General features: G+C 48.7%; 19 protein-coding genes. 13 read left to right on the top strand and 6 right to left on the bottom strand.

Annotated elements, in window-relative coordinates; translation table 11 throughout:
• Positions 1-67 precede the first annotated feature (67 nt).
• Entirely contained in the window at positions 68-1,150 is a 1,083-nt protein-coding gene (locus tag HMPREF1705_RS04435) for an AI-2E family transporter (protein ID WP_111089560.1), read from the top strand.
• 28 nt (positions 1,151-1,178) lie between these two features.
• Here HMPREF1705_RS04435 and HMPREF1705_RS04430 read toward each other — a convergent pair whose 3' ends face one another.
• Positions 1,179-2,159: an electron transfer flavoprotein subunit alpha/FixB family protein gene (locus HMPREF1705_RS04430; protein WP_009202095.1), complete on the bottom strand. Its 981-nt coding sequence runs from the start codon at positions 2,157-2,159 to the stop codon at positions 1,179-1,181.
• The gene (locus HMPREF1705_RS04425; RefSeq protein ID WP_009202096.1) at positions 2,156-2,938 is read right to left on the bottom strand and encodes an electron transfer flavoprotein subunit beta/FixA family protein; all 783 of its coding nucleotides are present in this window, start codon (positions 2,936-2,938) and stop codon (positions 2,156-2,158) included. The genes HMPREF1705_RS04430 and HMPREF1705_RS04425 overlap by 4 nt, the downstream gene beginning before the upstream one ends.
• Positions 2,939-3,155: 217 nt before the next feature.
• Between HMPREF1705_RS04425 and HMPREF1705_RS04420 the strand changes: the two genes are divergently transcribed.
• From HMPREF1705_RS04420 to HMPREF1705_RS04410, 3 genes are read left to right on the top strand one after another with little or no spacing between them, the layout of a single operon-like run.
• Entirely contained in the window at positions 3,156-3,656 is a 501-nt protein-coding gene (locus tag HMPREF1705_RS04420; protein ID WP_009202097.1) for an HIT family protein, read from the top strand.
• On the top strand, positions 3,657-4,289 hold the full coding sequence (locus HMPREF1705_RS04415; RefSeq protein WP_009202098.1) for an IMPACT family protein: 633 nt from the start codon (positions 3,657-3,659) through the stop codon (positions 4,287-4,289). It begins immediately after the preceding gene.
• Between the two features lie 21 nt (positions 4,290-4,310).
• A complete protein-coding gene (locus HMPREF1705_RS04410; RefSeq protein WP_009202099.1) occupies positions 4,311-4,883 on the top strand; it encodes a biotin transporter BioY in 573 nt (190 codons plus the stop codon).
• Between the two features lies 1 nt (position 4,884).
• Here HMPREF1705_RS04410 and gpt read toward each other — a convergent pair whose 3' ends face one another.
• Positions 4,885-5,373 carry a xanthine phosphoribosyltransferase gene (gpt, locus tag HMPREF1705_RS04405; RefSeq protein ID WP_040348766.1) on the bottom strand — a complete coding sequence of 163 codons (489 nt, stop codon included), beginning with the start codon at positions 5,371-5,373 and terminating at the stop codon, positions 4,885-4,887.
• 314 nt (positions 5,374-5,687) lie between these two features.
• On the opposite strand from gpt, the gene HMPREF1705_RS04400 reads away from it, so the two are divergent.
• The 7 genes from HMPREF1705_RS04400 to HMPREF1705_RS04370 all read left to right on the top strand — a co-directional run bounded on the left by HMPREF1705_RS04400 (position 5,688) and on the right by HMPREF1705_RS04370 (position 13,446).
• Positions 5,688-6,770, top strand: coding sequence for a BMP family ABC transporter substrate-binding protein (locus tag HMPREF1705_RS04400; RefSeq protein WP_009202101.1), 1,083 nt, complete (start codon positions 5,688-5,690; stop codon positions 6,768-6,770).
• 65 nt (positions 6,771-6,835) lie between these two features.
• The gene (locus HMPREF1705_RS04395) at positions 6,836-8,386 is read left to right on the top strand and encodes an ABC transporter ATP-binding protein (RefSeq protein WP_009202102.1); all 1,551 of its coding nucleotides are present in this window, start codon (positions 6,836-6,838) and stop codon (positions 8,384-8,386) included.
• A complete protein-coding gene (locus HMPREF1705_RS04390; protein ID WP_111089559.1) occupies positions 8,379-9,440 on the top strand; it encodes an ABC transporter permease in 1,062 nt (353 codons plus the stop codon). The genes HMPREF1705_RS04395 and HMPREF1705_RS04390 overlap by 8 nt, the downstream gene beginning before the upstream one ends.
• 6 nt (positions 9,441-9,446) lie before the next feature.
• Positions 9,447-10,376: an ABC transporter permease gene (locus HMPREF1705_RS04385; RefSeq protein WP_009202104.1), complete on the top strand. Its 930-nt coding sequence runs from the start codon at positions 9,447-9,449 to the stop codon at positions 10,374-10,376.
• Between the two features lie 556 nt (positions 10,377-10,932).
• On the top strand, positions 10,933-12,105 hold the full coding sequence (sfsA, locus tag HMPREF1705_RS04380) for a DNA/RNA nuclease SfsA (protein WP_009202105.1): 1,173 nt from the start codon (positions 10,933-10,935) through the stop codon (positions 12,103-12,105).
• A 77-nt stretch (positions 12,106-12,182) separates the two neighbouring features.
• On the top strand, positions 12,183-12,749 hold the full coding sequence (locus HMPREF1705_RS04375; RefSeq protein WP_242603527.1) for a uracil-DNA glycosylase: 567 nt from the start codon (positions 12,183-12,185) through the stop codon (positions 12,747-12,749).
• Positions 12,742-13,446, top strand: a complete 705-nt coding sequence (locus tag HMPREF1705_RS04370; protein WP_009202107.1) for a queuosine precursor transporter — start codon at positions 12,742-12,744, stop codon at positions 13,444-13,446. Before HMPREF1705_RS04375 ends, HMPREF1705_RS04370 begins: the two co-directional genes overlap by 8 nt.
• Here HMPREF1705_RS04370 and HMPREF1705_RS04365 read toward each other — a convergent pair.
• Both HMPREF1705_RS04365 and HMPREF1705_RS04360 read right to left on the bottom strand, forming a co-directional pair.
• Positions 13,443-14,105, bottom strand: coding sequence for a TenA family protein (locus tag HMPREF1705_RS04365; protein ID WP_009202108.1), 663 nt, complete (start codon positions 14,103-14,105; stop codon positions 13,443-13,445). The two genes, HMPREF1705_RS04370 and HMPREF1705_RS04365, sit on opposite strands and share 4 nt — an antisense overlap.
• A gap of 128 nt (positions 14,106-14,233) precedes the next feature.
• Positions 14,234-15,511, bottom strand: coding sequence for a Glu/Leu/Phe/Val family dehydrogenase (locus tag HMPREF1705_RS04360; RefSeq protein WP_009202109.1), 1,278 nt, complete (start codon positions 15,509-15,511; stop codon positions 14,234-14,236).
• A gap of 208 nt (positions 15,512-15,719) precedes the next feature.
• Here HMPREF1705_RS04360 and HMPREF1705_RS04355 point away from each other — a divergent pair, with 208 nt between their 5' ends.
• Positions 15,720-16,355 carry an HAD family hydrolase gene (locus HMPREF1705_RS04355; RefSeq protein ID WP_111089558.1) on the top strand — a complete coding sequence of 212 codons (636 nt, stop codon included), beginning with the start codon at positions 15,720-15,722 and terminating at the stop codon, positions 16,353-16,355.
• A gap of 82 nt (positions 16,356-16,437) precedes the next feature.
• Positions 16,438-17,643 (top strand): FprA family A-type flavoprotein, encoded by a 1,206-nt coding sequence (locus tag HMPREF1705_RS04350; RefSeq protein ID WP_040348768.1) that lies wholly within the window; start codon positions 16,438-16,440, stop codon positions 17,641-17,643.
• 95 nt (positions 17,644-17,738) lie between these two features.
• Here HMPREF1705_RS04350 and HMPREF1705_RS04345 read toward each other — a convergent pair whose 3' ends face one another.
• Positions 17,739-18,119: a hypothetical protein gene (locus tag HMPREF1705_RS04345; protein ID WP_009202112.1), complete on the bottom strand. Its 381-nt coding sequence runs from the start codon at positions 18,117-18,119 to the stop codon at positions 17,739-17,741.
• Positions 18,120-18,186 lie beyond the last annotated feature (67 nt).

Below are 18,186 nucleotides of genomic sequence, written 5' to 3'. Positions count from 1 at the left end.
TAAATTTCCGATAGTGCTTACGAAAGTTGATTATAATAATGGAGTAAATGCGAAGGAGGTTTCGCCGATGTCCGAACACGATCGCCATAGGCCCAGAAAATTCGGGGATAGAACATTCGTAATAAATTGGTACAGCTTCCAAACTTTACTGATGCTACTGAGTTTTCTCTGCATTGTGGCCGGAGGTGCCGTTTTGCGCTCGGCCAGAAGCGTTGTAATGCCTCTGGTGATAGCATGGCTACTTTCTTTTATATTTAAACCGGCGCTGTTGAAACTTGAAAAGAAGAAAATACCTCGAGGTCTGGCCGTCTCACTGATCCTAACGCTATTTTTTGTCATTTGTCTATTGGCCTTCACATTGCTTTACAGAAGGATATTGCCCTTCGTCAATGCCTTTCCGAACTATTATGGTCGCTTAATGAAGATAATTGAGGAAATAGGTCAAAAAACCGACCTGCCTACAGATTTGTTGTTGGAATTTGACCTCGGAAGGCGACTTGCCCCGCTGCTTTTTGCACTTCCCGGTAAAGTTATTACGTTGATAAGCAATTTTTTTCTTATAGTAGTTTTTTTGGTGTTCATATTGCTCGGCACTCCGGCGTCCACGGAGAGGCTCAGGCGCGCCTTTTCTTTAACTACAGCGGAGCGGGTTCAACAGATAATAAATTCAATTTCATATCAGATCGGTCGATACTTGCTCACGACAGTCATCATAAGCGCATCGACGGGCGTAGCCGTATGGATTGCCCTCTCAGTCATAGGTGTCGATTTTGCCGTCAACTGGGGAGTGTTGGCCTTTGTGCTTAACTTTATACCCTACGTCGGCTCTTTGATTGCCTCAATTCCTCCCATATTGGTCGCTTTGGTGCAGTTTTATCCCGACATAAAACCTGCGATAACTACGGCCATTGTCCTCTTGGTCATACAGATGAGCATAGGGAATTTTCTTGCACCCAAAGTAGTGGGAGACGCCCTCAACATCAATCCCATCGTCGTACTCCTGTCGCTCCTTTTTTGGGGCTGGCTCTGGGGAGGGGTCGGTGCGGTTTTAGCCGTTCCAATAGCAGTAGTTGTTAAAATCACCTGCGAAAACGTGCCCATATTACGCCCAGTTGCAATTCTAATGGAATCAAGGGGCACAAAAAAATAAGGCAGCCTCGAGGGCTGCCTGCCGTAATTTACCGTCTTTTAAGATTTTCTATCATTTTGGGTATTATCTCGTAAATATCGCCGATGATCCCCATATCGGCGTATCTGAAAATGGGGGCCGACGGGTCGCTGTTTATGGCCACTATCATTTCGGAGTCCCTCATTCCAGCTAGATGCTGCGAACTTCCCGAGATGCCACAGGCGATATAAAGTTTTGGTTTGACCGTATTGCCGCTAAAACCTACTTGATGTTCCTTCCCTATCCATCCTTCGTCCACGAGAGGCCTGCTCGATCCTACGACTCCTCCCAAAAGCTTCGCGAGCTCCTCTAACATTTTGAAGTCCTCCGCCCTTTTGAGTCCCCTTCCGCCCGATACTACTACTTCAGCGTCGGGAAGGTTGATGCCCTCGATAACTCTTTCGTCAATTACCTCCCAGGAGGGGTCATTAGGCAGCGGTGTCATCTTCACGATAGTGCCCTCTCTTTTTTCGTCCCTTTTGGCGCGCTGCATGACCTTGTATCGCACCGTTGACATGCTGGGAGAGGTTTTGGTCTTTATGTGGGCCAATATATTTCCCGTGAAGGCCGGCCTTATCTGGATAAATGCTCCGTCTTCGTCTATTGAAAGATTCGTACAATCTGCCGTCAGGCCGGTTTGCAAGGAAGCGGCAACCCGAGGAGCAAGGGATCTCCCTATATGGGTCGATCCAAAGAGGATGGCGTAGGGATTTATCTCATTCGCCAGGGCAACCAGATTTGCCTTATATAAAAACGGATCGTAATTATAAAAGGAGGGGTCTTCAAACAGATAAACCCTTTTTGCGCCATAGTAGATTAACTCCTGCGCTTCGCCCCTTACATCCCTGCCCAAAAGTACCGCCGAGACCGTAAGGTCGCGGTTACCGCTTAACTCAATGGCCTTGCCCAAAAGCTCAATTGTGACGGGGTGAACTCTACCTCTGCGTTGCTCGGCAAAGACCAGAATTTCCCTTCCATCGCTAAGGCTCATATCAAATCCCTCGATTCCAACATGATCATGATCTCCTTCAATCCGCTTTCGGGGTCTTTGTATATTTTGCAGTCTCTCTGTCCTTCCTCGGGCACCTCTATCTTGTATACCCATGTTGGTGATCCGTTAAAACCCAGGCGACCTTCGTTGGCTTCGATCCCCTCGGCATCCATCTCCTTTACCTGGGCCTTTCGGGCATTGAGCTTTTCCCTGAACCCCGGAAGGCGTGGGGTGTTTATGTCCTTGGTGACGGATACGAGCAAAGGAGGTTTCGCCTCCACCTCATATATAATGTTCTCAAGCTCCACTCTTGCCTTGAATTTCCCATCTTCGTAATCCAACCTAGACGTATAGGGAAGGTATGGTATGCCAAGCCACTCCGATACCTCGCCTCCCACCTGTCCCGTGTCGCCGTCCACGGTCTTTTCGCCGCAGATCACTATGTCGAAGTCGCCTGTGGACTTAATCGCCTGAGACAGGGCATAAGAGGTCGCCAAGGTGTCAGAACCTGCAAACTTCTTGTCGGTGAGCAAAATGGCCTCGTCGACGCCCCTGGCTATGGTGTCCTTGAGAGTTTGCTCTACGTCACTCGGGCCCATGGATATGGCTGTTATCCTTCCGCCGTGACGCTCTTTAAGCCTCACGGCCTCCTCTATGGCGTTCAGGTCGAAGGGGTTGATCTCCTGTGGTGCCGAACTCCTGTCCACCACTCCCCTGGCTGCGTCGAACTTCACCCTTTCTATGTCGGGCACGACCTTTGTCAGCACAATTATATTCATGGTTTGCTACCTCCAATTTTTCGCGACAACCTGTAAATTGTTACATATTATAACACAATGTCATGTTCTCATAACTCATTAGTTAGGTCTTTGAAACACTCCTTTGGATCGCTGGGCCCGATATTCCACGATCATGTTATAATCCAGGCGGAGCAATACATCATGTGGACCTCAAAAATGTTTCACGTGAAACATTTTTGAGGTGGAAACAGAAGGGATGGAGGTAATTGCGATGGACGTTCTCCATGCACCGTGGCGAATGAAATATATAGACAAATCGAGCAAGGAAAAGATAGATTGCATATTTTGCGAGTTCATAAAAGAAAGGGAAGACGAAAAAAGGCTAATATTATACAGAGGCAAAAAGGCCTTCGTAATGTTTAACGCCTTCCCTTATAACCCGGGACACCTAATGGTAGCGCCCTATCGCCATACGGGCAATTACGACGAATTAAATCAGGAGGAGATACTGGAGATAAACCTCCTCGTCCAAAAGTGCTTAAAAGCTCTTAAAAAAACTATGGATCCTCATGGATTCAACATCGGAATAAACATGGGAAAAGTCGCAGGAGCTGGTTTCGAGGACCACGTTCACGTTCACATAGTCCCCAGATGGGAGGGTGACACTAACTTCATGCCCGTCGTCGGAGAGACAAAGGTGATACCGGAAGCCCTGGATGTCACCTACAGGAAGCTAAAGGAGGCGTGGGAGGAATAGTTGACGGAAGATCAAGTTTACCTGGAACCCAAAAAAGGAGCCGCGGTAGAGCTTGTCATAAAGAGGTCTCGCTTCATCGGCCATCTTGAAATAGCGCGCTCGACCGAAGATGCAAGGAAATTCATAAGGACCATATCGAAGGAGTACGCAAATGCCACTCACAATTGCTGGGCCTACAGGGTAGGGGTAGATCTTCTTCGTGAGCACTATTCCGATGCAGGAGAACCTTCTGGAACGGCCGGCAAGCCTATATTGGGGGAGATCGCCCGGGCCGGCCTCACCAATACGGCGATAGTAGTGACTAGGCACTTCGGCGGAGTCAAGCTGGGAGTGAGGGGGCTCATAGAAGCTTACAGCCTATCCGCAAAAGAAGCGATTAAAGCAGCGGGAACGGTCAAAAGAATTAAAAGCAGAAAAATAAAAATAGAGGTGCCCTACGACAAACAAAGCCTAATTTACTCCAGGTTTAGATCCATGGGGGTGGAGGAGTCGATGTGGGAAGCCCACTATGGGGAGAGGGTGCTTCTTCTCGGTCACATTCCCCTTTCTCTCGTGAAGGAGGCCGAGGAAATGCTAATCAGTTATGCGGGGCAGGGTTGGGTAGTTAGATGGGAATGGGTTATCGACCGATAATTTCTGGAGGTGAAAGCCCCTATGTCCAATTCTGAAATTAAATCTATAATCCTGGCGGGATTGTTCGTCTGTCTGACGGCAGCGGGAGCATGGATTAGAATTCCCTTTCCTCTCGTTCCTTTGACTTTACAGGTATTTTTCGTTCTGCTTTCCGGTATGTGTTTGGGACCGAAGTTGGGTGCCATGTCTCAGGTCGTATATATAGGCATGGGTTTAATGGGGTTGCCCGTCTTTGCCGGCACGAGTGGGCCTCATATCATGTTTTCTCCTACCTTTGGCTACTTGATAGGCTTCATAGTCGCTTCCTACTTGGCTGGAAGCGTTACGAGGGGGGGTGCGAAACTTCCTCGTTTTCTTTTAGGGTCATTTCTTGGCGTGGGCGCGATATATTTTTGTGGAGTTACGGGTCTTTACCTGAATTTAAACTACGTGGTGGGGAAGGATATATCATTGCTGGGTGCCTTTAAAATCGGAGTGCTGCCTTTTTTGGCGGCTGACACGCTAAAGGCAACTGCGGCTACCATACTTGCCTACAGGATCGTGCCGCAGCTCAAGACAATTGAGCCTCGGGTTGGGTTGGAGACAAAGCGTTGATCTATGGCTTTTGTTGGATCAGAGGTTCGATGAACTGAATCTCCGAATCCCAGGGAAACAGAATCCAGGTGTCCTGGCTGACTTCCGTCACGTAAGTATCGATGTAAGGCCTTCCGTCCGGCTTGGCATAGACGGTGGCAAAGTGGGCATGGGGAAGCATTTGCCTCACGATCCTCGCTGTTTTTCCCGTGTCCACTAAATCGTCGATTATGAGCGCGTTCTCGCCATTCAGCCCCTCTATGCTTTTTATGATCTTCAATTCTCCTTGTTCCTTTAATGTGTAGCTTGAGACGCATACGGTATCCACATAGTGTATATCCAGCTCCCTGGCAATTATCGCAGCCGGAACCAAGCCGCCCCGCACGACGGCGATTATCTTATCCCACCTCTGCCCTGTATCTATCAAGCGCCAAGCCAAGGCCTTGCTATCCTTGTGCAGTTGGTCCCACGATACTGGATAGGTCCTTTTGTAACGATCTTTGCCGGTCATTTTGCATCTCCTCTTCTTTGTTATTGATATTATAGCGATTTGAAATGCCCTGATCCTTTTAGTGAGGTTATATTTTAGCATTAATTTTCCGTTTGAAAAAGCGATATCCTTCGCGATGCTATGTTTGTATATATTATTAAATCAGCGTATTAGGAGATATTCTATGCCGATTGCGTGGCTAGTTTGATAAAGAGCGTCATTGATGAAGTTATGTTATAGTTTTATTAAAGTTTTTCCTTAATTGAAGAGCGTTGGAAAAGAAGGTAAAATTTTATGTGAAGGTTTTTAAATTATAATTGGGAGGTTGATGTGTAATGAGGAAGATGGCTCTTATTGTCGCTCTCTTTACGCTCTGTCTTTTTAGTACCGCTGCCATGTCCTTCGAAGCCGTACCCGCAGACAAGCTCAAGGCTGCCTGGCTTTACAACGGCCCCATAGGCGATGGCGGATGGACCTACATGCACGATCTTGGAAGGCTCGAGGTGGAAAAGGCCTTTCCCGACGTGACCACCATGTATGTTGAATCCGTTCCGGAGGGGCCCGATTCGGTCAGGGCGATGGAGAACTTCATAAGAAACGGAGCAAAGGTGATCTTTGCCACCTCCTTTGGATACATGGATTATGTGCAGGAAGCGGCGAAACGCCACCCCGACATCATTTTCATGCACTGTTCGGGCTTTAAGATGGCTGATAACGTGGGCATATATTTCGGCAGAATGTACCAGGCAAGATATTTGTCCGGTTTAGTTGCCGGCAGCATGACTGAGAAAAACGTGATCGGTTTCGTTGCAGCTCATCCCATTCCGGAGGTGATCAGGGGGTTAAATGCCTTTACCTTGGGCGCTCGCAGAGCCAACCCTGACGTTAAGGTAAAGGTAGTATGGCTATTTTCCTGGATCGACCCAGGAAAGGAGAAGGAAGCAGCCAAGGCTCTGGTCGATGCGGGAGCTGACGTGCTTGCAATGCACGCCAACACCGGATCCGTACCTCAGGCTGCGGAAGAGGCCGGGGTTTACGTCGTAGGTTACAACAACGACATGTCTCAATATGCTCCCACAAAACACCTTACGGCGCCCGTCTGGAATTGGGGAGTGGTTTATAAATACACCGTCGAAAAGGTGATCAACGGCACCTGGGAGCCGGAAGACATATGGTGGGGTTTGGATAAAGGCATGGTGGCGTTGGCTCCGTACGCCAAAGATGTTCCCGATGCCGTTAAAGACCTGGTGGAAGGAGAAAGACAACGCATTGCGTCCGGCGAGTGGGATGTGTTCGAAGGGCCCATTAAAGACAACAAGGGGAATTTGATCGTTAAAGAAGGCCAAAAACTTACCGATCAGGACCTCTTGTCGATGAATTGGCTGGTCGAGGGCGTAGAAGGAGAATTACCCAAATAAACTGCAAAGAGCACGCAAGCAAATGCTTGCGTGCTCTTCTTTTACCGATTGGGCGGAGATTAAATATGGCTGAAAAAGTTCTTGTAAATATGCGTGGAATAACAAAGACCTTTTACGACATAAAGGCAAACGATGATGTGGATTTTGACTTGAAGGCAGGCGAGGTCCACGCTCTGCTTGGAGAAAACGGAGCCGGAAAAAGCACGCTCATGAGCATATTGTGCGGTTTGTACCAACCTGATGAGGGCACGATCGAGCTGGAGGGTCGTGAGGTGGTGTTTCATTCGCCCAAAGATGCTATAGCCCAGGGCATAGGCATAGTTCATCAACACTTCATGCTGGTGCCAAGCCTCACCGTCTGGGAAAACATGGCTCTGGGCAGTGCCGAGAGGAATTTTACAGTAAAAGAAAGCGCTACATGTGCCAGGATAAGGGAGCTGTCGGCCAGATACGGCCTTGACGTGGATCCTTTGTCTCCGGTATGGCAACTTTCCATAGGCGAACAACAGCGGGTTGCTATCCTGCGGATGCTTTTTCATAAAGCCAAAATACTGATATTGGATGAGCCCACCTCTGTGCTGACTCCGCAAGAGACCGAAAAATTGTTCGAGACAGTTAAGCATATGAAAGAAGAGGGTTTTGGCATAGTTTTCATATCCCATAAGCTGAAGGAAGTGTTTGAGATCTCCGACAGAATAACTGTCTTGAGGCGCGGCAGAGTTGTTGGTACTTTGCCCGCCCGCGAAGTTACGGCCGAAAAGCTGGCGGAGATGATGGTAGGAAGCGGTGGGGTAGGGGAGATAAAAGTCGGCGTAAGCCGTAAGCCCCCGGGCAAGCCTATTCTCATCGCAGAAGAGATTAGGGTCAGAAACGACAAAGGTCTTGTCGCGGTCGATGGCGTTTCGTTGACCTTAAGAGAAAACCAGATACTTGGCATCGCAGGCGTCAGCGGAAACGGACAGGGCGAATTGGCCGAGGCCCTGGCAGGCATGAGACACATAGAAAGAGGAAGCCTGTATTTTACAGTGGAAGATGTAACTTCTACGTCGGCGAGGCGCATGGTAGATCTAGGAGTTAAATATATACCCTCCGACAGGAAGGGCGTTGGACTGGTCCCTAATATGAACGTCGCAGAAAACGTGGCACTGAGAAAGTATTGGCGTCCTCCCTACAAGAGAGGTTTTTTCATCGATTGGGATGAAGTATACCAGGACTCAGGATACCTCATCGAAAGTTACGACATCCTCACTCCTGGCATTGACGTTGCAGTCAGGATGCTCTCGGGAGGGAATCAGCAAAAGCTCATATTGGCCAGGGAGTTATCGGACAACATGAAGGTCGTGATTGCGATGCACCCCACCTGGGGGCTCGACGTAAAGGCCACTGCATTCGTTAGAGAAAAGTTGCTTGCAGCTAAGGAGGAGGGTGGAGCAGTTTTGCTTATATCCGAAGATCTGGACGAACTTCTCATGCTGAGCGACCTGTTGGCGGTTATGTATAGGGGCAGACTGATGGGAACTATCGAGGCCCCCGATAGAAGCCACATAGAAAAAATAGGGCTTATGATGGCAGGAATAGCCTCGGATGGACAGGGGGGCAAAAAAGAGCATGATTAAAATTGAAAAGAGATTTTACATATCCAAAGGACAGGAGCTTTATATAATACTTGCCTCCATTATTTTAGCCCTTCTAAGCGGAGCCCTGATGCTTGGACTTATGGGCGTAAATCCCTGGGAAGCCTACGGAATGATGCTCAAAGGCTCTTTAAGCGACTTTTACGGAATCAGCGAAACACTTGCGAAGACGATACCTCTTGTCATGTGTTCCCTGGCCGTTGGCCTCGCCTTTACCATGGTGGTATGGAATATAGGTGCCGAAGGGCAATTCGTCATGGGTGCATTGGCTTGCACGGCCTTCGTGAGGTACTTTTACACCGACAGCGCCATAGTCATGTTAGCCTCCATGGCCGTTGCCTCGTCCCTGGCCGGAGGGTTCTGGGGGGCTTTCGCGGGATTCTTAAAGGCGCGCTGGAACGTAAACGAAATTATCACGACTTTGATGATGAACTATATTGCCATCCTTTTGTTGCAGTACTTCGTCTACGGCTCCTGGCGCGATCCGACGAGTTTGGGCTTTCCCATGACCCCTGTTTTTCCGGAGAGCGCACGCCTTCCTCAGTTTTTTGCCTCCAGAGTCCACGCCGGCCTGTTTTTTGCCCTTATTGTCGCCCTGATCCTCTGGATTGTCGTTAGAAAGGGCGTATGGGGGTATGAGATAAGGGTTAGCGGCCAGAACCCCAGGGCAGCGGATTACGCGGGCATCAAGTCAGCCAGAAATGTAATTTTAGTCATGTTTCTGTCCGGAGCCATAGCTGGACTGGCCGGTATGGCCGAGATGGCTGGCTTGCACCGCAGATTACAACCCGGTTTTGCCGTAGGGTATGGCTACACGGCGATAATTATCGCATGGCTTGCTAGGCTTCATCCCTTCACGATTATTTTCGTCTCCTTCTTTTTCGGAGCGCTCTTCGTTGGCGGAGAGAATCTCCAAATAGCCATGCGTCTCCCGCTTTCGACGGTTCAGATACTACAGGGTTTGATACTCTTTTTCCTTCTCGGCGGGGAGTTTTTCAGAAGCTACCGAATTAGCCTGACCTTCAAAAAGAGGTGATCTGCGGTGGAATTGATCGTTCCAATCCTTGCTGCTGCCGTAAGAAGTGGTACGCCAATTCTGTATGCCACTTTAGGAGAGATAATAACCGAGAAGTCCGGCGTTTTGAACCTGGGGCTCGAGGGCATCATGCTGATCGGCGCATACACCGGCTTCATAGTTACCTTTAATACGGGATCGCCCCTTTGGGGTTTGGTGGCGGCCTTTTTAGTCGGAGTGGCCGTAAACGTGATTCATGCATTTTTGTGCATCAGCTTAAGGGCAAATCAGGTCATATGCGGGCTTGCCATGACCATGTTCGGAACGGGGATGAGCTCGCTTTTGGGTAGAAGCTACGTGGGTCAGACCATTTCGGGACTCAGGGCCATGCCCCTACCGGGGCTGTCTTCTTTGCCCGTTGTGGGGCCTGTTTTTTTCAATCAGGACCCCATGGTTTACATGTCCTATTTTCTCGTCTTCCTCGTTTGGTTTTTGATCTTTAAGACAAAATTTGGACTGAAGATGAGGGCCGTGGGCGACAGCCCTCTTTCCGCAGAGGCGGCAGGAATATCAGTGTCCGCAGTTAGATATCTTTCGACGCTTCTGGGCGGAGGATTTGTCTCCCTTGGAGGCGCCTACCTTTCCGTTGTCTATAGCCACATGTGGGTGGAGCTCATGACGGCGGGAAGGGGTTGGATAGCGGTCGCGCTCGTAATTTTCGCTATATGGCACCCCTTCAGGGCTGCCCTTGGGTCTTACCTCTTCGGTGGAGTAGAGGCGCTTCAAATGAGAATTCAAGCAGGAGGTACGTCCATTCCGGCCCCCCTCCTGATGATGCTTCCCTACATATTGACCATAACGGTATTGGTTATGATATCTGTCTTAAAGGGCAGAGGAAGGTTCCTGGGTTCTCCAAGCGCCTTGGGGCTTCCCTTCTACAGAGAAGAAAGAGAATAAAAGATAAATATCCCCTCACAGAAGGGTCGACAGGCCTTTCTGTGAGGGGTGCATAAGACAAGTTGCGGTTCTCTCCCGCAAAGGTCTTCGCTTGTGGACATGCGCCCTATAAAAAAAATAGCAGTATTTTCCCTATAAAGGTCAATATAAGTCAACCATTTATTACCCTTAAGGAATGTCTTTCTTCGGGAAACTCTTCAGGGATTCTTCAATATCCTCTGCTACATCCTCATATAGCAGGTGTAAGGTCGAAAGTATTGTCATTTTAGTGCATCAGCTGCGACTTTAATTGATCATCCCCAGGCATTTGGCTGAATGCTCCTTAGGGTGTTTTATACGACCCCCAGTTTGCCCGTCCTTCATAAACTATAGATGGGGCAATTTATTTTGTCATGCCCCGGGCGATTGGGTGAGGTTGCACAGTAGCATGTGAAAAAAGTTTATGCTAATTTTGGGCGTCAGTTTTGCAACATAAAGCGTAAGAAATAACTGATCAATATTGATCTATTGGGACGATGGTAAAATGAACTTGCTTCTATTTGACTGAAGGACGAAGGTGAGGGGCACGAAACACGAAGCTTTAAACTATAAGATTTCTGATGGCCCTCTGATCTTGGGCCATTTTCTAAGGAGAAAGAATCGTTTCGTAGTTCAGGTGGAAATCGAAGGCGCTGCGACCTTTGCCTACCTCCCAAATCCCGGAAGACTTTGGGAGATCCTTTTGCCCGGCGTTTTGCTCCTTCTTGCTCCTTCTAAGGGAGAGCTGCCCTTTGTGGTTATGGCTGCAAAACGCCGGGGTGATTGGGTGTTGCTGCACACTCATGTAGTAAACGACGTTGTAGATTGGATGATACGCCACGATCTCGTCCCGGATTTGTCAGGTGCGAAAATTTTGGAGAGGGAAGTGGCTGTCAATAAAAGCCGTATTGACTTTCTTCTTGAAAGATGCGGGAGAAAGATCTTCCTCGAGGTAAAGTCTTGCACACTCTTTGGCAGCTATGTCGCCGCCTTCCCCGATGCCGTTACGGCAAGGGGTAAGAGGCACATAGAAGAGCTTGCCTTGCTTGCGAAGGACGGCTATGAGGTCGCGCTTTTATTTTTGGTTAATTCCTTACGGCCGAAGTTTTTCCTTCCCGATTACCATACCGACTTGGCCTTTTCGGAGGCTCTGGCGGAAAATCGCCATGCGGTCGACGTCATGCCCCTGGGGGTGCGTTGGAGTGAGGAAATGAAGATGGGCGATTTGCCGGCGAAATTGCCCGTTCCCTGGGGTTTAATAGAGGAAGAAATGGCTGATAGGGGCGCCTACTTATCTATCTTTGAAGTCGACGGCTTCAGGGAAATAGATATAGGCGCTTTGGGAAGGGTACAACTGCGCCCAGGTTTTTACGTCTATGCGGGTTCGGGAAAGAAAAACCTGACTGCTCGTATAAACCGTCATTTGCGAAGGCGGAAGGTGCTTCATTGGCATGTAGATTATTTACGGGAAGTTTCCGAGAGCGTTTTGAACCTACCCATAAGAACCGCCGATGATATCGAATGCGATTTGGCAGCCTCCATGAAAGAAATTGCCAACGACATCGTTTCGAATTTCGGTTGCAGTGACTGTCGGTGCGATTCCCACCTCTTTTATTTTTCCTCCGACCCATTGAAAAGGTCGGATTTCATAAAGAGATTGTTGTATTTTCGCTTTGACAGGCTTTGGGATAAAATAAATACTCGGCAATGAGAAGAGTGCAAGTAGAAGCTTGCAAGTATTTAGCCCATTCGTGAGATGTGGATATGAAGCTTTTGGAGTCTCAAATAATGAGTTGCGAGAGGTGCGATTTGGCTTTAAAGCGAAAAAGGGCAATCCCCGGAGAGGGTCCTTTGGGAGCAAGGGTGTTTTTGCTGGGGCAAGCTCCCTTTGACGCGGAAGAGATGAATGGAAGACCCTTTTGGGGGGTGACAGGGGCTTTCCTGCGTTATTTTCTCGGGAGGGCAGGAGTGAATTTTTACGAATGCTGGAGGACGAATTTGCTGAAATGCCCTTTGCCAAGGTACGGAAGGCCAAAGTGGAGGCAGATCGACGCCTGCCTTCCCTACTTGAAGGAAGAGATAGAATGCGTAAGGCCAAAAGTTATAGTTCCCCTGGGCAAATGGGCTTTAAAAGGTCTGTTTGCCCTCTTTGGCCTGCCGAGGCCTGAGAAAAATTCCTCGATCCCTTCGTTGTTTGGGAAACCTTTAGGCGTGGGGGAGTACGTCCTTTTTCCCTTGCCTCATCCGGCATCTTTGGTGTACAGATCGGCGCTGTGGGGACAGACGGTGCAGATGTTCGATCTCTTCGGGTTATTTTATCAAACGATAAGTGGAGGCGATTTGCCCGATGAATGAGGCAATCTGGTTTTTAATGCTGATTTTTTGCACATCCGTTATATTGATATCCTATAGGGTCTTTGGGAAGTACGGGCTATATGCCTGGGTGGTGATGTCGGTCATTTTGGCCAACATTCAGGTCATGAAACTCGTCACTCTTTTTGGCATGACAGCTACACTCGGGAATATTTTGTACGGTACTTCTTTTTTGGCCACCGACATATTGAGCGAAAATTACGGCAAGAGGGAGGCCACTCTGGCCGTTCATCTGGGCTTTTTCACGCTCTTTATGATGGTCGTGGTGATGCAAATGGCCCTTCTGTTTGTCCCCAACCCTAACGATCTGGCCCATGACGCCTTAAAGGGGATTTTTGGTTTGACCCCAAAAGTTGCAGGTGCCTCCTTTTGCGCATACGCCCTTGCGCAATACCATGATGTCTGGTTGTTTCATTTGTTGAAGAAATTGACGGGCGACAAATATCTTTGGTTCAGAAACAACGTCAGCACGATGATCTCCCAGGCCATAGATACGGCAATATTTGCCGTCGTGGCATTTTACGGAGTATATCCTGCAAAGGTTCTCCTGTCGATCATATTGAGCACTTACGTAATAAAGTGGATAGTGGCCTTGAGCGATACATGGTGTATATACCTGGCAAAGAGATGGTTTTGCCAGGGAAAGGTTGGCGGCGAAGCAAAATACGCGGCGGATTAAAGCTGCCTTTCCCCGCCGCCCTTCGACGCCTCATATTTCCACGCTGCGTCGAAGAAGTCATATTCGCATATCATTGCATATCGGTAAGCCTTTCTTGCTTCGGAGACGTTTGTAGCGTAAAGGTCTATTAGGCGCTCCGTCTCCCTTGCCAGGCTCTCAAAGGAATCGCTGGAGTAGGTTCTTATCCAGTCGATAAAGGGATTTTCCTCGTTTTGCGCATATTCTTTCAGGTTTTGCCCGATCCATGCGTAGAGGCGGTTGCAGGGAGTGGTCGCTGCCGCTATGAGGCCGACGTCGCATCCCCATGCAGTGGAAAGCAAAAAATCGGTGTACATGCGCGTTGGCTTGCTCGCAACAACGCTTTCCACGTCGGCTCCAAGGGAACTCTCAAATCCTTTATGAAGCTTCATTTCGTTCAAAGCGCCCTCGGCCAACTTATGAAAGGAGACCATTCCCAGCGTATCTGGCGCCTTAGCCGCGGCAAGGCAAAAAGCTTTTGCGAAGGCGTGAAGATAGAAATAATCCTGCCCCACGTACCAGTTGAACTTCTCCCTCGTCAATTTTCCCGAGGCGATGCCCTGCACAAAGGGGTGGTTGAGGCATGAGGCGGCTATATCGCGGTTTTCTTCCCAAAGGATCTCCGAAAGGCTTTTACCCATTCTCGTCCCCCCTCTTTTTGAAATGTGTTAAAATTTCAGGCTCCGCCGTCGTAGACCTTTAATGAAAGCCCAAAAACAGCGAAGCCTGTTTTATTGCTATGTTAAGCTAAATTTTAGCCTATTCTTTTTTATAGAAATACCCCTCTCATCTTAACGGCATCGGCTACGCGCTTTATGGCGACCATGAAAGCGGCTCGACGCATCTCGACCTTCTTTTCCTTGGAGTATTCCCATACCCTCTGGAAGTTAGACCTCATTATTGAAGTCAGCCTCTGATTGTATTCCTCTTCGCTCCAGAAAAATCCAGCGAGGTTCTGGCACCATTCGAAGTAGGACCCTATGACGCCGCCGCTGTTGGCAAGGAAGTCGGGCACAATGTAAATGCCTTTCGGTCTCAATATTTCGTCTGCCTCTGGAGTAAGTGGGCCGTTGGCTCCTTCGACGATGTGTTTCGCTTTGACCTTGTCGGCGTTGGATTTGTTGATGGCTCCCTCCATGGCGCAGGGGAGCAAGACGTCTACGTCCAAATAGAGGAGGTCGGTTGGATCGCTTTTTTCGAGCCCGGGTTGGGTATACCCCTCTAGCAACCTCTTAGGATTCTTTTGTGTGTGCTCCATGGCCTTATTTACATCGATTCCGTCTTTACAGTAATAGGTTCCGGTGATGTCGCAGATGGCTACGACTTTGACGCCGGCATCGTGCAAGAACTTGGCGGTGAAACTGCCTACGTTGCCGAAGCCCTGTACGGCTACAGTGGTATCTTTGGGGTCCTTTCCGAGGACTCGGAGAAGTTCGAGAGCGCAAGTAGCCACGCCAAGTCCGGTGGCAGCGTTTCTGCCCTTGGAACCCCACAGGGGGACGGGCTTTCCCGTGAATACGGCCGGTTCAAGCTGGCCTCTGATCTTGCTAATGGTGTCCATGAACCATACCATTTCCTGTGCTCCCGTGTTTACGTCCGGGGCGGGAACGTCCGTCCACGCGCCTACGAAGGGCTCTATCCTGGCTGCGAAGGTTCTGGTAATCCTCTCCTTCTCCTTCAGGGAAAGCTCAAGGGGCTCGCAGCAAACTCCGCCTTTGCCTCCGCCGTAGGGAATACCCGCGAGGGAGCATTTCCAAGTCATCATGAAGGCAAGAGCCTCCGTCTCGTCAATAGAGACCTGGGGATGGAAGCGAATGCCGCCCTTTGCCGGACCCAGAGCGCTTGAATGGACTACCCGATAGCCGTCGAAAACCCTTACGGATCCGTCGTCCATTTCCACAGGTATGGACACACAAAGCCTTCTCTCAGAACGGCTCAGTATTTCGACCAAATCATCCTCCAGTCCCATCTCTTCAGCTGCATTATAGAAGTTCTCAAGGGCAGTTGAGAGAAGAACATCCTGCGAGGTGCGCCTTTTTACGGCCATTATTGACCCCTCCTATTGTATTGTGTAATTATATGAACACTAATGGGCGCGATGCCCATTGTATCCTGTGTTGTTATTGCATTAGATTTCATAGATGGTAATGTTTTCACTATCACATCTTCGAAGATCCCAAAAATGCCATCTATGCATGCGATAATATCAATTCTATTATAACTTATATCATACAAAAACCAAGAGGTGTTCAAATTTGCATAATAATAAAAAATATTCTGTCGTTATGTTCGATTTTGGAGGCGTAATAGCTGAAGAGGGATTTGTTCAGGGCATGAAGGCTATTGCGGAAAAGCACGGCCTTGATCCTTCTTCTGTGGAGAAGACAGCCACAGCCGTACTTTATGATTCGGGATATCTCTGCGGCCAATCGACTGAAGAAGCCTTTTGGGAGTCCTTCAAAAGGAAGTTCGACCTGAACGAATCGGTTCAAGACTTAAGAAATGAGGTTTTAAGCAGGTTTGTTTTGAGGCCCTGGATGCTGAAGCTGATCCGTACGTTGCGCGATCTAGGTTACGCCACGGCCCTGCTGACAGACCAGACCAACTGGATTGAGGAAATTAACGAGAAGGCCTCCTTTTATGACATCTTCGACTATGTATTCAACAGTTATCGCTTGGGGAAAAGCAAACATGATGGTACTATATTTCAAGACGTGTTAAATACGCTTCACGAGGACCCGGGAAGCATAATTTTTATTGACGATAAAGAAGAAAATGTGACCCTGGCAAAAAAATTGGGCATCGTGGGCATTTTATATAAAAACAAAGCCGAGCTTTTAAGGGATTTATGTCTTATTTTGCCAGAGCTTTCGCGGACGTCCTTCGATTAAAAAGGACGATAAAGACAGGGTCGCCTTGAAAGTTCAAGGCCCGAGTAAATCTCAGTAAATCTCAATGAAAGGGGGATTTTCTATGAACGACGCAATAGAAGTCACAAAGGGCATTTATTGGGTGGGTGTAAACGATAAAGAGACAGATCTTTTTGAAGCGCTTTGGCCCCTTCCAAGGGGAGTTACCTATAACTCCTACCTGGTAATAGGAGAAAAAATTGCCCTCATAGATACCGTCAAGGCCTTTTATCTCACAGATTTAGTGAGCAAGATAAGGCGCTTACTAGGGGAAGACAGGTCCATAGACTATTTAGTGGTAAACCATATGGAGCCGGATCACTCGGGTTCCATAAAAATCCTCAAGAAGCTGTATCCCGACTTGAAGATCATTTGTAACGCCCAGACCGTTAAGATGCTGGAGAACTTCTACGCCGTCACCGAGGGGGTTATTCAGATAAAGGACGGGGAAGAGTTGGACCTGGGCGGCCACGTGCTCAAATTCTTTTTGACTCCCATGGTACATTGGCCGGAGACCATGATGACCTACGACAAGACTGCTAAGACGTTGTTTTCCTGCGATGCCTTCGGCGGGTTCGGTTGCCTCGAGGGAGGAATCTTCGACGATGAAGTCGATATGTCCTACTACGAGGGAGAGATACTCAGATATTTTTCCAATATAGTGGGTCGTTATTCCGACCAGGTTCAGGCCGCTATATCGAAGTTGAGCGGAACGGATATAAGAGTCGTTGCTCCTTCTCACGGCCCCATACACAGGAGCAAACCCGAGCATATAATTAGCCTTTACGACAGGTGGAGTCGCCACGAAACAGAATGCGGTGCCGTCGTAGTATACGGATCGATGTACGGGAATACGGCAAAGCTGGCTCAGGCATCTGCCAGGGCCATGGCCAAAGAGGGCATCGAACACATCGTAGTTCACGATGCGTCAAGGGACCACGTTTCCTTCATTATCAGAGACATCTGGAGATATAAGGGGCTTATCCTTGCCTCCTGCACCTACAATACCATGCCCTTTCCTCCTATAGAGGATCTCATGGCTCATCTAGAAAATAAAAAAATGAGAAACAGGTTGCTTGGTATAATGGGAAACTACACCTGGAGCCCCGGCATTTTGAAGAAACTTGAAGATTTTGCCAAAAACTCGGGCAAATGGGAGCTGCTCGATCCCGAGATAGTCATACAATCCTCGCCTAAGGACGAAGATTACGTCAGGGCCGAGGAGCTTGGCAAAGCTATGGCAAGGCGCCTCAAGGAATGCGCCGGATAAAAAACTTGTCGAATCGTTAAAATACCCTCAACTCCATGAAGTTGAGGGTATTTACTTTGGACTAAAAAGACGATTAAGCAATCTTGTGGCAGCTTTCAGTCTTCTTTTTTCTCCTGTTTGCCGTATTTTTCGGCCGCATACCTGATCTGCCGGAATTCTTTGCCCTTCCCCTTGCCGTCTTTTAGGTGTTTTTCGAACTCCAGCAACAACCGCTCTCTTTCGGATTGCCTGTCGCTGCTCTCCGATTCACCCTCGAGCTCAAGGCGCCCCATATCGACCAACGCCTGAATGTCCCTGGGATCGACATCTAGCTCTTCTGCCAATGCTTTCACGTTAAGCCTGAGGTCAGGGTTGTCTCTTATGTAGTTCCTCGCATCCATGTAAAGCTTATCAAGGCGTTTCATGCAACTTGGGCAAACCTTGGGTCCTGCGCTGACGAACCCCTTCCCGCAAAGAAAGCATTCAATCATAGGCATACTAATCCCTCCTCGTTAAATTATAGCAAAAGATATATCGATGGTCACTTGTCTTTATAGAGCCCAA

Source organism: Acetomicrobium hydrogeniformans ATCC BAA-1850 (assembly GCF_000160455.2).
GTDB lineage: Bacteria > Synergistota > Synergistia > Synergistales > Acetomicrobiaceae > Acetomicrobium > Acetomicrobium thermoterrenum.
Note: the sequence above shows the minus strand (reverse complement) of the source record. Positions and strands in the feature narration are given on the sequence as shown.